This window comes from Halomonas sp. R57-5, assembly GCF_900070345.1.
Lineage (GTDB): Bacteria > Pseudomonadota > Gammaproteobacteria > Pseudomonadales > Halomonadaceae > Vreelandella > Vreelandella ventosae_B.
Genome location: NZ_LN813019.1, coordinates 3,244,352 through 3,258,747, shown reverse-complemented (window position 1 = coordinate 3,258,747; position 14,396 = coordinate 3,244,352). Strand labels below are relative to the sequence as shown.

Here is a 14,396-nt window from a genome sequence, read left to right as displayed (position 1 = left end):
TATTAAACTCCTATCTGTGAACGGTGACCGTCATTAAACGTTGATACTGAAAGTAGCTCACCCACCCGCCAGGGGTGAGTCGAAAGCACTATCTGCCAACCGTTTTGGCTGCGCTCTAAGTAGTCGAAGCAAAGGCTGGCGCGCCAGCGTAAAGCGCCTTCAGTTAAGTCACTTACTGGTTCAAATAAAGCTGCTAGATTGGCCGTTGCGGAGCGAGGGGTAATCGCTATGGCGTATTCGCCCAGCTGCAGCCAGCGAAGGTGGCCTTGCTCATCGCAACGAACTACTTCTTCAACGGCGTTACCGGAAAGCCGCTGCCAGTGCTCAACGTAGAGCCCATGGGGGGGCCGCTCTTCTAGGGTGGTGTCATCAAGCCAGCGTAGTAGGCCAACATCACGCTCTAAACTGGGGCAAAGATCCTGATAGCGGTGCCATATGCATAGCCCTTCTTCGGTTTGGGTAACGCCCGCAAAGGCGGTCAGGCTTGCCAACCACTCAAGCTGTGATCGGTTGCACGCTTCTAGGCCGGTAATGCCGGAAAAATCCGGGCCGTTGGCAGGTAGGCGTAAATCAGCATGCCAGTGCTCGCCCTGGAGCCAGACAACCTGGCTGGTACTATCGGCCTGTTGGTAGGGCTCGGTGGCGGGCTCGGCATAAAGCGTGCGCTGCCAACCCCCACGAAATTCGCGCGGGATACTGGGTAAGGAAACGCTCATTATGGGGTTTCCTTATGCTTGCCGTGCTGGCCAAGGCTGCCCACTTCGCGGGCGCCATCGGGCAGCGCGATTTCTCCCTGGGCTAGCCGTTCACGCAGGTATTTAAAGGTTTGAATCGTTTGCGCGTAGAGATGATCCCCCGCTTTAAGCGGTGGGTAATATGCTTGGCCGTGGCGGGTCACCAGCTCGGGCAGCGGGGCGACCACGGTGTGATAATCGCAGGCGAAAAACAGCGGGAAAGAGTAGCGTTCTTCCTTTACTTTACGCACCCGATGAGAGGTGGCGACAAACTCGCCGTTGCTCCATATCTCCAGCATATCGCCGATATTGACCACCAAGGCGTCGTCTCGAAACGGCACATCAATCCATTCACCTGCGCCGTTCATCACCTCAAGACCCGGTGCGGTGGGGAGCAATAGGGTGAAACACTCATAATCTGTATGGGCACCAATGCCCTGAGCATCTTCGGCATCGGGGTTATAGGGGTAGTGAATCAGGCGCAGCTGGCTGGGCGGTTTAGTCACATGGTGAAGTAGGTGGTTCTCTTTAAGCCCTAACGCTAGGGCAAAGCCGCCCATCAGTGTGCGGCCAACCTGGTAGGCCGCGTCATAATAGGCTGCGACCGGCTCGCGAAAGTGCTCAAGGTCGGGCCAGGGATTGGGGCCGAGCAGGGGAGTGCCTGCCAAGACCTCAGGATCATCGCTGGGGAGTTCAAAGGCAAGATCGAAGGCCTCTTTCATATCCGGCTTTTTGGGATCCGGCGACTCTTCACCGGGCGGCACATAGCCCCGGTGGTGGTGGTAAAGACCAATATAGCGCTCCATTTTGGTCTCGGTTGGCTGGGCAAAGAAGCGCTTGGCTTGGCTGATTAGCCCTTCGCGAAGGGGGCGATCAATGCCGTGCCCCMCCATTTGAAAGAAACCCACCTCTCGGGCGGCGCGGCCAAGTTGCTCGGCAACGGCTTGGCGCGCGCTTACATCTCCATGTAGCAGGTCATGAATATCGATCACTGGGATCGCCTGAAAATCGGCGAGGCGCTGATCGTTCGTTGATTGGCTCATGGGGTTGCCTCCGCTTCACTGCTAAGCACCACGATGGGCTGCCCGGGGGCAATCGATGCTCCCTCTGTAAGCGGCAGGCGAACGACGCGGCCACCACAGTGGGCGGTGATCTCAACTTCCATTTTCATCGATTCCACCAGTGCCACCGGTTGGCCAGCGGTTACCTGCTCACCTTCTGCAACCAGTAACTTCCAAAGGCTGCCGGTGACGGGGCTTTCGATGCCTAGCTCGTTGTCATCCAGCGCTGTTACTTCGGCGCTTTCCGGTGCCTGATCTTCGAATGTGAATTGGCCATTGGCCCGCCAAGCGGCTATTTCTGCCTGGAAAGCAGCTTCGCGCTTGGTGCGGAAGGTCTCAATCGCTTCAGCATTTTTATCGATCTCGGCTTGGTAGTCCGCTAGGCGAAAACGTGCGGTTTCAATAGATAGGTCATATCGACCATGGGGAAAGTCGCGGCGAATTTGCTCAAGCTCTTCGTGGCTGACTTCATGAAAACGCAGTTGATCAAAAAAGCGCAGCAGCCAAGGGGTCTCGAAGTGTGCCGTGGTGCGGTAGCGGTTCCACATTTGCAGCGTACGGCCAACAAACTGGTAGCCGCCGGGGCCTTCCATACCGTAAACGCACAGGTAAGCGCCGCCAATGCCCACGGAGTTTTCAGCTGTCCAGGTGCGAGCGGGGTTGTACTTGGTGGTCACCAGCCGCTGGCACGGGTCAAGAGGAGTCGCCACAGGCGCACCCAGGTAGACATCCCCCAGCCCCATTACCAGGTAGCGGGCATCGAAGACGATATCGCGCACTTGCTGTTCGCTTTCAAGCGCATTGATACGGCGAATGAAATCCAGGTTGCTGGGGCACCAGGGCGCATCCGGGCGCACGCTGCGCTGGTATTTATCGATGGCTTCCTGACAGGCGGGGTCGTCCCAGGAGAGCGGTAGATGCACCACCCGCGACTCCACTTCCAGCGATTCCACATCTATTAGCGCCTGCTCGGCTTTTTGCAGATGGGCGAGCAGCTTATCCAAGGACAGTGCTAATGGCTCATAGTGAATCTGCAGCGAGCGAATACCGGGGGTTAATTCCCGCAGACCGGGCAGCGAGTGTTCCCGTAGCCACAGCATCCAGGCGTGAACCCGAAAGCGCAGCGCGATATCCAGCTCCATGGCGCCGAACTCGATCAGCAGGAAATCATCCCCGGCGCGGCGGTAGACAATTCGCTCACCGGCTTGCTCGGCGGGTACGTCGCGCACAACAGGGGTGTCACGCTCTGGCTGAATCTCTTCGACGGGCGCTGCTGTGAGAGACGCCAGTTGGTCTAGCTGGCGCTCTTCCAGGGTGCGAGCGGTGTTAAGACTGACCGGGACAAAGCGTACTTTATCGCCCGCGGCGAGCTGTCCCAGCTTCCAGCGTTCGGCGCGGATTACGGTGGCGGGGCAGACAAAGCCGCCAAGTGAAGGCCCATCGGGGCCCAGAATAACCGGCATATCGCCGGTAAAGTCGATAGTGCCAAAGGCATAGGCGTTATCGTGAATATTGGAGGGGTGTAGTCCCGCCTCGCCGCCGTCGGCTCGCGCCCACTCGGGGCGTGGACCAATCAGCCGGATCCCTGTGCGGCTGGAGTTGTAGTGCACCTCCCATTCGTGATCGAAAAAGCGCTCGATATCGTCATCGGTGAAAAAGTCCGGCGCGCCGTGGGGGCCGTAAAGTACCGCCACTCGCCAGGTTTTACCGCTGCCTTGATTGCCAAAGGTCGGGATGAGCGTCTTATCAAGCTGAGCCGCCGAGGTAGGCGAGAGCAGAGGTAAATCTAGCATATCGCCGCTTCTTAGCGCGCGGCCGCCGTGGCCGCCAAACTGGCCCAGGGTAAAGGTACTGCGGGAGCCCAGGTAACGAGGGCAGGCAATACCGCCGCGTACCAATAGATAGGCGCGAGCGCCCGCCGCGGCCTTGCCCAACGTCAGCGTGGAACCGGCAGGAATATCCACTACCTGCCAAAAGGCTACTTCTTCTCCATCTAGCGTAGCGGGGAGCCTGGCACCTGCCAGCACGATCTGGGTCGCACGGTGAAAGCGTAGCGTTGGACCGGTGAGGGTGATTTCAAGCCCGGCGGCATCGGTGGGGTTATCCAGCAGGCGGTTGCCCAGGCGAAATGACCAGTCATCAAATGGCCCGGAAGGCGGCACACCCACATCCCAGTGGCCCTGGCGGCCTGGGAAGTCCTGAATCGTCGTCATTGTGCCAGGAGCGATCACCTCTACGACGGGGGGCGCCCACTCAAGGGTAGCAAGCCAGTGCGTATCCAGGTCGGCATGTTGAAAACGCTCGGCACGCAGCACATGGGCCAGCCAGATGCGGTTAGTAGTGATGCCATAAACACTGGCGGTATCAAGCGTTGCAGCTAACTGCTCAATAGCAGCGTCGCGGCTGTTGGCGTGAGCGATTACTTTGGCTAGCATGGGGTCGAAGAGCGCTGAGATCTCCAGCCCGGCTTCTATGGCGTGGTCGATACGCAGGCCGTCAGCCTGTGGGAAATCAACTTCAGTCAGCAAACCTGCGCTGGGGCGAAAATCGTGGGCGGGGTCTTCGGCGTAGAGGCGTGCTTGCACTGCGTGACCGCTGGGGGCGAGATCTTTTGTCAGTGTTTCAAGCGTGGGCAGTTGATTTGCGCCCAGTTTTACCATCCACTCAACGATATCAATGCCATACACCATCTCGGTGACGCCGTGCTCAACCTGGAGCCGGGTATTCACTTCAAGAAAATAAAATGCCTCGCGCTGGGTATCGTAAATAAACTCAACGGTACCGGCGCTGCGGTAGTTGACCGCTTTGCCCAACTGAACAGCGGTGGCGTGCAGCGCCTGGCGAACATGTTCCGGTAGATTAGGGGCCGGGCACTCTTCGAGCACTTTTTGGTGGCGGCGCTGGGTCGAGCAATCACGCTCGCCCAGGGCAACGACATTGCCCTGGCCATCGCCAAAGAGCTGCACTTCGATATGGCGGGCGCGGGCGATATAGGCCTCGAGAAACACGCCGCCGTCACCGAAGTTGCGCTCGCCCAGACCTTTGACCGAGTCAAAGGCGCGCTCAAGTTCGGCGGCGTTTTGACATACCTGCATGCCGATGCCGCCACCACCGGCGGTGGATTTGAGCATCACCGGGTAGCCAATCTGCTCGGCGCTTTTGAGTGCTTCATCAACGCTTGCAAGCAGCTCGGAGCCGGGTACTAGCGGTACACCGGCTTTTTCGGCCAGCGCACGCGCTTGGTGTTTAAGACCAAACTGCTCAATCTGTTCGACGGTTGGGCCTAAAAAGGTCAGCCCTGCGGCATCGCAGGCAGCGATAAAGCGGGTGTTCTCTGACAAGAAGCCGTAGCCGGGGTGCACTGCCTGGGCGCCGCTCTGTTGGGCAATGGCGATCAACTTATCGATATTAAGATAGGTATCGCTGGCGCCGCCTTCGCCGAGAGAGTAAGCCTCATCGGCCTGGTGGACGTAGGGGGCGTCGCGATCCGCATCTGCGTAAACCACCACGCTGCCCACACCGAGGGCTTTCAGCGTGTGTAAAATGCGTGCGGTAATGGCGCCGCGATTGGCAATCAGAACTTTGCTAAACGTTGTATTGATGGACATGGCACTGCCTGCAAACAAAGGCGGGTCGTCCCGCAGGTTGCTTGGCCTTCTAGGGTCGTCCCTAGGGCGAAGTACTTATTCCCAAACCAATAGCTCGATGGGCGTTGGGTTGTATCCGTTGCAGGGGTTGTTGAGCTGAGGGCAGTTGGAGACCAGCACGATCACATCCATCTCAGCGATCATCTCCACATMCTTGCCCGGCGCGGAGATGCCGTCTTCAAAGGTCAGCCCGCCGTCGGCAGTGACCGGCACGTTCATAAAGAAGTTGATGTTGTGGGTGATATCGCGCTTGGTCAGGCCGAACTCTGGAAAGTTGGCGATGGCCTGCATCCAGTTATCTCGGCAGGAGTGCATATGACGCTTTTCCAGGTCGTAACGCACGGTGTTGCTTTCGCTGGCGCAGGCGCCGCCCAGGGTGTCGTGACGGCCGCAGGTATCGGCGCTGATCGTCAGCATGGCGCGGCCTTCACTGGACATTAGCGTCGTGCCTGCGGTGAGATAAACCGCGCCCTGTTCGCGTACCGTATCCATAGCGCTGTAGCGTTCGCTGGTATCGTCAGCGCTAAAGAACAGCGTGTCGGCGGCCTGGTTACCCTCTAAATCGAGAATGCGCAGGGTTTGGCCGCGCTTGACTGTGCCAATGTAGTGATCACCTGCGTTCACCGTTGTGCGGCTCAAGGCGTTTTCGGGGCGTAGAGTGCTTTCAATAATCATGCGGTGTCTCCCTTATAAGCCGAGGTGGTAAAGGCGGTTATTGGCAAAACCACGCGCGTTTTCAGGCCGCGAGCGGTAGCAGGGGTCGTCTTCTGTCACCGGCTCGGCGGTGCCGAGGGCAATGTCCACGCCACGGTGGGGGTAGTCAGCACTGGGATCGAGGGGGTGAGGGCAAGTATGCAACAGGACAAGCGTGTCCATCTCAAAGCGCAGCGTGACGCTTTTGCCCGGCTGGCAGTGGCCGGGCACATAGCGCAGCTTGCCTTCGTCGTCGCTTTCTACCCGAGAAAACAGGTTGAGGTTGGCCGCCATATCCCGACGGCCCAGGCCGTACTTGGCAAGCTCAACCAAAAAGGCGTCGAAGCCAGTAAGCGTCCAGTCGTTGTGAGCCTGCTGATAGCTGACCGGCTGCCAGCCTTTCTTTAGCAAGTGATGGGGCATCAGGTTGCCGCCAACGCTATCGTGCCAGCCCAGGTCGTCATGAGTGATAGAGGCGAAAATGCGCCCCATATCTGAGTAAAGGCAGTGACCCTGGGTAAGCTTAAAGGTGTGCTGGCCCTTCAAGGTATCGGGCAGGTTTAAGCGTTCCAGCAGGTTTTCCGGGTTATAGCACAAAAGCCCCACGTTGCTGTCGGCCTCTTTGGCCGTCAGCGTGAGGGTGGTGCCGCGGCGCAGGCGCAGCGACCAGTGATGCCCGCCGGGTAAGKGGGTGGTGTAAGCGGGTTGGCTATTCATAACAGCGTCTGTCATAGCAGCGTCTCCTGGGTGTGAGTTTGCAGGCCGCCCTGGTGAAGCGCTTCTTTAAGTTCGTTCGAAGGACGATCGCGTGAAATAGGTAAGTCGTAAGTAATCGTGGCGCCATAGGCTTCCGGCGCCTGGGGATCGTGGCGGGTTTTATCAAATACCCACAGCCGTGTGCCCAGCTCAAAGGCTTCTTTAAGGTCGTGGGTGATCATAAAGATGGTCAGCTGCTGCTCTTGCCACAGGCGGTTGATCAGCACGTGCATATCCTGGCGAATGCCGGGATCTAACGCACCGAAAGGCTCATCGAGTAATAAAATGCGTGGCCGCATCATCAGCGCCTGGGCAATGGCCAGGCGCTGTTGCATACCGCCGGAAAGCTCATGAGGGTATTTATTAAGCGCGTGGCCCAGGCCGACTTCTTCAATCCGAGCGCGCGCTTTTTCTATTGCGCGGCGCTTGGCGGCACCGAAGCTTTTGCCCAGCAGTTTTGAGCTGTGTAACTCATCGGCAATCATTACGTTGCCGAGCACGGTTAAGTGGGGGAACACCGAGTACTTCTGAAACACCACGCCGCGATCTGGTCCTGGCTCATTGGGAATGGGCTGATCATCCAGGGTTAAGCTGCCGCGCGAAATGGCTTCGGTACCTAACAGCATTTTCAGAAAAGTCGTTTTACCGCAGCCTGAAGCACCCACTAAGGTGACAAATTCTCCAGGCTCAACGCTGAAATTAAGATTTTCGAGCACCACATGATTGCCGTAGTGCTTTTCTAGCCGTTTGGCCGCTAGCAGGCTCATGAGTTATCTCCTTCGCCAGCGTGGTACCAAGGGAATGCCAGCCGCGATACCCAGGCCAACAGCTGGTCAAGCAAAAACGCCAGCAGGGTGATCCAGGCCACGTAGGGCAGAATCACGTCCATGGAGAGGTAGCGGCGTACCAAAAAGATGCGGTAGCCAAGCCCTTCCTGGGCGGCAATGGCTTCGGCGGCGATCAAAAACAGCCAAGCGGTGCCCAGTGCCAAACGGGTGGCGTTTAATAGCCGTGGGGTAAGTTGTGGCAGCAGAACTCTTAACAACACCTGCCAGGAGCTGGCGCCTAAGGTTTGCGCTTTGATCAACTGCTCGTCGGGTAGCCGCAAGGCGTGGCCTTGTAGGTCACGAATAAGGAAGGGCGTTACCCCAATCACAATCAGTGCAATCTTGGCGGCTTCGCCGGTACCAAAGGCGATAAATAGAATCGGCAGTATCGCCATGGGAGGAATCAGTGAGGCGMCGGTGACCAGCGGCGAGAACTTGGCACGAAGGATGGGAATGCCGCCGTTTAAGATGCCCACGACCAAGCCAATCAACGCGCTGATCCCCACTCCAATGACGATGCGCTCCAGGCTTGCAAAGGTGTCTGTCCACAGCACCACCTCCCCTGTACGCACGTTCTCAGCGGTGGCCAAATGGTAAAAAGTGCTGGCCATGGTCGAGGGCGTAGGCAGCAGGCGGTCATCAGGGTTTTCCGCCAGCCTTGCATTGGAGAAGCTCATATACAGCATCGCCAATAGCAAAAAAGGCAGTAGGCCTAAAAGCCAGCGGCTGCCCCGGGAGGGCGCTAGGTTAATCAATCGCTTCATGGCGGTTGTCCACAGAAGATGAGTGCAGAGGGAGCGGCAGGCGCCGCTCCCATCGCGCTAATGCAGGAGGACCCCGTTACTGAGTGTCGAGGTAAGCTTGGGTAAAGCTAGGGTCGAAGCGCAGTTGCACATTGCTCTCATCGCCGAATACGCCACTGGGGGTTTCGATGCCGACCACGCCTGCATTGGGTGCAATATCGCCGAGTAGACCGTGCTCAAAACTGAATTCGGCTACGCGCTCCATGGTGTCAAGCAGTTCGGGGTTCTCCATCAACTCGATAGCTTCGGCAGGGKCGGTGTAGAGGTAGGTGGCGTCTAACTGATTACGATAGCCCTCCACATCAGTGCCTGCAGCGTCAGCCATAATACTCAGCGCGTTCTCGTCGTCTGCTTCGATCAAGTCCATCACTTCGTACCAAGCGCCTACCAGGGCATGACCAAGTTCTGGGTTGTCCGCCAGGGTTTGGGTGTTGACGACCATCATGTCGAGGATTTCACCGGGAATTTCCGCTGAGGTGTACACCACGTTACTGTCGGGCATCTCAGCAATAGCGCTTAGCTGTGGGTTCCAGGCGGCCACGGCTTCGGTGGTGTCGCTAGAGAACAGGCCAACAATATCCGCATCGGAGGTGTTGACTGTTTCGATGTCGCGTTCGGTTAAGCCGACGCTCTGAAGGGCGCGAGCGAGAAAGTAATGGGAGACGCTGAACTGAACGAGATTGACCTCGCGGCCTTCGATATCGGCTAGATCGTCGCTGCCTTTGAGCACTATGCCGTCGTTACCGTTGGAGTAGTCGTTAATAATCAGTGCGGTGGAGTCAACCCCACTGGCGGCGGGGATTGTCAGCGCATCCATATTGGTCATGGCGCAGCCGTCAACATTGCCCGAGGTAAACTGGTTAATTGACTCAACGTAGTCGTTGACCTGCACCACATCGATGCTGATGCCGTACTCGTCGGCCCATTTGTCGACGACGCCTTCAACATCGGCGTAGGCCCAGGGCATCCAGCCAGCATAAATCGACCAGCAGACGCTGAATTCATCGCGCTCTTGGGCCTGGGCAGAAGTAACCGAGAGKGGGGAGGTAAGAGCGGCTATCACCAGGGCAGCCGATAGCGGCGCAAGGGATAGGCTTTTCGAAGTACGGTTTGGGGATACACGATTTGGGGAAATGCGCTTGCAACGGGTCATGGCAGCCTCCAGCGGCTAAGAGAAAACTCGGGGGCATCGGCGCATCACTGCACCTTATCCTCCCGGGCTTTTGTCCCGCCGTGTAACCTAACGCCTTAGCGTTAGGTCGATTGCTCTCGGACCAGCCACAGCCATCAGGGGGCGTACGTTGATGGTGTCGGAACCCTAGCGATCTATTGGAAACTAAATTGTGTGGCAGCGTTAGCCACCGATACCCCGTTTGTTACGCTTAGATACAAGGCAAAATCGTGGCCGATTCAATCTAAATCTTTCCGTTTCAGATAATTACAGTGCAAAATCCTGCAGAGCGGCAGGGGCATGGGCCCGCTTCATGCATCTTAATAGTGCGAAAAAGTGGGCTTCTGCACTGATTTGTGTCGCTTGGTCAGCGTCAAAGAGGTGTTTTACTGCCCTTACCAGGAATTTCCCGCACCAGGCGTGGCATCAAGAACCCCGGTAAATGATCGCGCAGTTGAGCAACGAGTTCACTGGCTTCACTATCCGGCACATCAAAATGCGCAGCGCCCTGCACGGGGTCTAATACATGTAGGTAATAGGGCAAAATGCCCGCTTCAAATAGCCGCTCAGATAGCGCTGCAAGCGCACTGACGCTATCGTTCACTCGGCGCAGCAGTACGCTCTGATTGAGTAGCGTCGCCCCGGCTTGTTTAAGCCGCGTGCAGCCATCAACGACTGCCTGGTCAATCTCGTTGGCGTGGTTAATATGCAGCACCACGACTTTTTGTAGTCGGGTGGTGGATAACCAATTGAGTAGGGCGTCATCAATGCGGTCAGGAACCACGACCGGTAGGCGGGTATGAATGCGTAGCCGCTTAAGGTGCGGGATGCTTTCTAGCTGTTCCACCAGCCATGCCAATTGGCGGTCATTGGCGGCCAGCGGGTCGCCGCCAGAAAGAATCGCCTCGTGGATAGTGGTGTCGTTGTGTAAGTAGTCGAGGGCTTCCTGCCACTGGGCTCTGGAAGGTGAATTGTCGCTGTAGGGAAAATGGCGGCGAAAGCAGTAGCGGCAGTTAATGGCACAGTTAGGGCTGGCGATCAGCAGCACCCGGCCCGCATACTTATGAATCAACCCTTTAGCGGGCCGGTGATCGGCCTCTTCCAGGGGGTCGACAACGTAGCCCTGAGGCGTAAGCGCTTCCTCGCCTAGCGGTATTACTTGGCGCAGCAGCGGGTCGTTTATGTCGCCATAGGCTATTCTGGTGAGATACGCTTCAGGCACGCATACCTCAAACAGTTCGTGGCCTAACTTGGCGCCGGGCAACCATTCGCGGCTGAGCCCCAGCCGTTGGCATAGTGCCTGAGGGTCGCGAATGGCATGGGAAAGTTGCTGCTGCCAAGTGGGTCGTGCCATTGAGCTGCCATGGCTTTGCGTTTCAGACGCGGCAATAATGATGTTCTCCTGCAAAAAAGCCCTCCTTCGGGTTATCATGCGGCGCACTGATCACAAGCGTGAAGCTGCGGCTTCGCAGACAAAGTCGTTAAGAATAGGTAATTGAGAGGCAATATGGCGAACTATTCTACCAATGAATTTAAAGGCGGTCTGAAAGTAATGCTCGACGGCGATCCTTGTTCGATCGTTGAAAATGAGCTGGTCAAGCCGGGTAAGGGGCAGGCGTTTAACCGCGTTAAGCTGCGCAACCTGATGACCGGCCGCGTGGGTGAGAAGACTTTCAAGTCCGGTGACTCGCTGGAAGGTGCTGATGTCATGGATTTGGAGATGGAATATCTCTACACCGACGGCGACATGTGGCACTTTATGAAAACCGATGGCTCCTTCGAGCAGTACGCGGTGGAGAAGAAAGCCTTGGGTGACACCGAGAAATGGCTCAAGGAGCAGGTGCCCTACATTATTACGCTTTGGAATGACAAGGCGATCTCTGTGACGCCGCCCAATTTCATTGAGTTGGAAGTCGTTGAAACAGATCCTGGCTTGAAAGGCGATACTGCGCAGGGCGGTTCTAAACCTGCGACGCTGTCGTCTGGCGCTGTTGTCCGCGTACCGCTATTTATCAATCAGGGCGAAGTATTGAAAATTGATACCCGCAGTGGCGACTACGTCTCCCGCGCTTAATCACTTTTTACTCGCACTTTTTGATGGCCACGCCTTGTGCGKGGCCATTTTTACTTGTGAATCGTGTGTCTAAGGAGTAGTGATGGCCATTGACTGGCAACCCTCGGCGTCAATTGAAACGCTCCGCGCTCGTGCGCGGTTAATGGCCAAAGTGCGAGCTTTTTTTGCCCAGCGTGACGTGTTGGAAGTAGAAACACCGGTGCTGGGGCAGGGGGGCAGTACGGATGTGCATTTGGTGTCGCTGCACACCTTGGCGCGGACGGATAAAGGTCAGCGCCGTCTGTGGCTGCAAACCTCCCCTGAATTTCATATGAAGCGGCTGTTAGCGGCTGGCAGTGGGCCGATCTTTCAGCTCGCCAGAAGTTTTCGCGACGCTGAAATCGGCGCCCGCCACAATATCGAATTCACCATGCTGGAGTGGTATCGACCACAGTTTACGCTGGAAAAGCTGATTAATGAGGCCGCTACCCTGGTCATGTCGCTGCTACCCAGTTTCCCGGGACCGCTTGTGCATTACCGCTACCGGGAGCTGTTTCATACTCACTTAGAGGTTGACCCTTTTACCACCTCGCTGGAAAAGCTGCGCTCATTGGCCGCTAAGCGGGCGCAAATGACTGCCCAGTCCTTAGCTGGCGAAGGCCGTGATACCTGCCTTGACCTGTTGATGAGCATGGTGATCGAGCCGCAGCTAGGCCAGCATGAGCTAAGTGTGGTGATTGATTACCCGGCAAGCCAAGCAGCCTTGGCGCGCCGCCACCAAGATGCCGACGGTGAATGGGTAGCGTCCCGCTTTGAACTGTATCTAAACGGTATTGAGTTGGCCAACGGCTACGATGAGCTGACCGATGCGGCTGAGCAGCGCGCCCGCTTTGCTGAAGATAACGCCGAGCGCCGCCGGTTAGGTTTACCGGAAGTGGATATCGATGAGCGCCTGCTGGCCGCCCTTGAACACGGGATGCCGGCAGGTGCCGGGGTGGCGCTGGGGATTGATCGTTTGATTCAACTGGCACTAGGTAAGGCGCGTCTGGAAGAGGTGCTGGCGTTCTCGACACCCAATTGCTAGGGGCGGCGTAAGCCTAGGGCCTAAGCCTCGATGCGTTTAAGTAAGAACACCAACGGCACCGTGGCGATGTAGATTAGCCCCAGCCAGGTAAAAATGTCGTTAAAGGCCAGTACTTGGGCCTGCTGTGAGACTCTCTGGGCCAGCATCGCGACGGCGGCGTGGTAGGCATCGGGCACCGAGCCGGCGAGCATCGTCTGGTACTTGGCGATCTCTGCCACCACCACTTCACGGCTGGTATCGATGGCCGGAATCAGTTGGTTCCAGTGAAAGTCCTCGCGAATATCGCGCACGGTATCAAGCAGCGCCAGCCCAATAGCGCCACCCAGGTTGCGCATTACACTGAACAGCCCGCTGGCGTTGCCCACCTCGCTGGGCGGCAGCGTGCCCATGGCGATACGTGAGGCTGGGATGATACACATGATCAGCCCCATGCCGCGTACGATCTGGGGCACGCAGAACTGCCAGAAACCCGACTCTACGGTGAGGTTGCTGTTCATCATGGTGCCCACGCCAACCAGCAGCTGGCCAATGAACAGCATAATGCGTAGGTCAAGGCGGTTGGTCAGCTGACCGACGACCGGTGCACACAGAAACATCGTTACCCCGGTGACAAACATCACTTGGCCGATCTGCAGGCTCGAATAGCCGCGCACAAAACCGAAGAACAGCGGCATGATGTAGACCAGCCCATAGAGCGCAATGCCGATGATAAAACCCATTCCCGCGCCGATCGCGAAGTTGCGGTTGGCAAAAGCGCGCAGATCGACAATCGGATGGTCGTGGCGCAAGGTGCGGGTAAAAAACCACACCCCCGCTACCAGACAAGTCAGGCTGAACAGTATTATCCGCTGGCTGGCGAACCAGTCGTCGCCGGGCCCCTCCTCAAGCACAAACTCCAGCGAGCCGAGAAACAAGGCGATCAGTATCAGCCCGATGACGTCCAGGTTGCGCGCTACCGCGTGGTTAGGCTTGTCGATATCTAAGTAAGACCACGCCAGCCAGCAGACCAGTACGCCGGGAATCACGTTGGCCAGGAACAGCCAGTGCCAGCTCAGTGTGTCGGTAATATAGCCGCCTACCGTGGGGCCGACCGAGGGTGCCATGGTCACCACCATACCGATCACTGCCTGGACGCTGCCCATCACGCGCCGGGGAAAAATTGAAAAGCTCACCGCCTGGGTAATGGGAATCATCGCCCCGCCCATAAAGCCTTGAATGGCCCGCAGCACGATGAGTTGCTCAATCGAAGTGGCCAGCGCGCAGCCGAGGCTCGCCAGGGTGAAGCCGACGCAGGAGAGGGTGAAGGCGACTCGGGTCGAGAGGATCCGCATCAGCATGCCCGATAGCGGGATCATCACAATCTCGGCGATCAGGTAGGCGGTCTGCACCCAGGAGATCTGGTCTTCGCTAGCCGACAGACCCGCTTGGATCTCGTTGAGCGAACTGGCGACAATCTGAATATCCAGAATCGCCATAAACATGCCAAACACTGCGGCGATGAAGCCGATGCGCTGCGGCCAGGGTGGCATATCGCTGACGCCTGCGACTGAACCTGCGGCCACGTTGC

At 57.4% G+C, this 14,396-nt stretch carries 12 protein-coding genes and 1 riboswitch; of the genes, 2 read left to right on the top strand and 10 right to left on the bottom strand.

Annotation, left to right across the window (positions count from 1 at the left end; genetic code table 11):
- Positions 1-2: 2 nt before the first annotated feature.
- The 9 genes from HALO_RS15045 to epmB form a co-directional block, all read right to left on the bottom strand.
- A complete protein-coding gene (locus tag HALO_RS15045) occupies positions 3-716 on the bottom strand; it encodes a hypothetical protein (RefSeq protein WP_050713594.1) in 714 nt (237 codons plus the stop codon).
- Entirely contained in the window at positions 716-1,777 is a 1,062-nt protein-coding gene (locus HALO_RS15040; protein ID WP_050713593.1) for an isopenicillin N synthase family dioxygenase, read from the bottom strand. The genes HALO_RS15045 and HALO_RS15040 overlap by 1 nt, the downstream gene beginning before the upstream one ends.
- Complete coding sequence (gene uca / locus HALO_RS15035; protein ID WP_035578229.1) at positions 1,774-5,403, bottom strand: urea carboxylase; 3,630 nt, start codon at positions 5,401-5,403, stop codon at positions 1,774-1,776. Before uca ends, HALO_RS15040 begins: the two co-directional genes overlap by 4 nt.
- A 75-nt stretch (positions 5,404-5,478) precedes the next feature.
- Positions 5,479-6,117 (bottom strand): urea amidolyase associated protein UAAP2, encoded by a 639-nt coding sequence (locus HALO_RS15030; RefSeq protein WP_050713592.1) that lies wholly within the window; start codon positions 6,115-6,117, stop codon positions 5,479-5,481.
- A gap of 12 nt (positions 6,118-6,129) precedes the next feature.
- On the bottom strand, positions 6,130-6,867 hold the full coding sequence (locus tag HALO_RS15025; RefSeq protein ID WP_050713591.1) for an urea amidolyase associated protein UAAP1: 738 nt from the start codon (positions 6,865-6,867) through the stop codon (positions 6,130-6,132).
- Positions 6,864-7,658, bottom strand: a complete 795-nt coding sequence (locus tag HALO_RS15020; protein ID WP_035566453.1) for an ABC transporter ATP-binding protein — start codon at positions 7,656-7,658, stop codon at positions 6,864-6,866. The genes HALO_RS15025 and HALO_RS15020 overlap by 4 nt, the downstream gene beginning before the upstream one ends.
- The gene (locus tag HALO_RS15015; protein ID WP_050713590.1) at positions 7,655-8,482 is read right to left on the bottom strand and encodes an ABC transporter permease; all 828 of its coding nucleotides are present in this window, start codon (positions 8,480-8,482) and stop codon (positions 7,655-7,657) included. The genes HALO_RS15020 and HALO_RS15015 overlap by 4 nt, the downstream gene beginning before the upstream one ends.
- Positions 8,483-8,558: 76 nt before the next feature.
- Positions 8,559-9,674, bottom strand: coding sequence for a putative urea ABC transporter substrate-binding protein (locus HALO_RS15010; protein WP_050713589.1), 1,116 nt, complete (start codon positions 9,672-9,674; stop codon positions 8,559-8,561).
- A gap of 57 nt (positions 9,675-9,731) precedes the next feature.
- Positions 9,732-9,854: riboswitch (guanidine-I (ykkC/yxkD leader) on the bottom strand.
- 211 nt (positions 9,855-10,065) lie between these two features.
- Complete coding sequence (gene epmB / locus HALO_RS15005) at positions 10,066-11,100, bottom strand: EF-P beta-lysylation protein EpmB (protein WP_035578238.1); 1,035 nt, start codon at positions 11,098-11,100, stop codon at positions 10,066-10,068.
- Between the two features lie 99 nt (positions 11,101-11,199).
- Here epmB and efp point away from each other — a divergent pair, with 99 nt between their 5' ends.
- Positions 11,200-11,766: an elongation factor P gene (gene efp, locus HALO_RS15000; protein WP_035578240.1), complete on the top strand. Its 567-nt coding sequence runs from the start codon at positions 11,200-11,202 to the stop codon at positions 11,764-11,766.
- 82 nt (positions 11,767-11,848) lie between these two features.
- The gene (epmA, locus tag HALO_RS14995) at positions 11,849-12,829 is read left to right on the top strand and encodes an EF-P lysine aminoacylase EpmA (RefSeq protein WP_035578243.1); all 981 of its coding nucleotides are present in this window, start codon (positions 11,849-11,851) and stop codon (positions 12,827-12,829) included.
- A gap of 20 nt (positions 12,830-12,849) precedes the next feature.
- Here epmA and HALO_RS14990 read toward each other — a convergent pair whose 3' ends face one another.
- The gene (locus HALO_RS14990) at positions 12,850-14,358 is read right to left on the bottom strand and encodes a DHA2 family efflux MFS transporter permease subunit (protein ID WP_035578246.1); all 1,509 of its coding nucleotides are present in this window, start codon (positions 14,356-14,358) and stop codon (positions 12,850-12,852) included.
- Positions 14,359-14,396 lie beyond the last annotated feature (38 nt).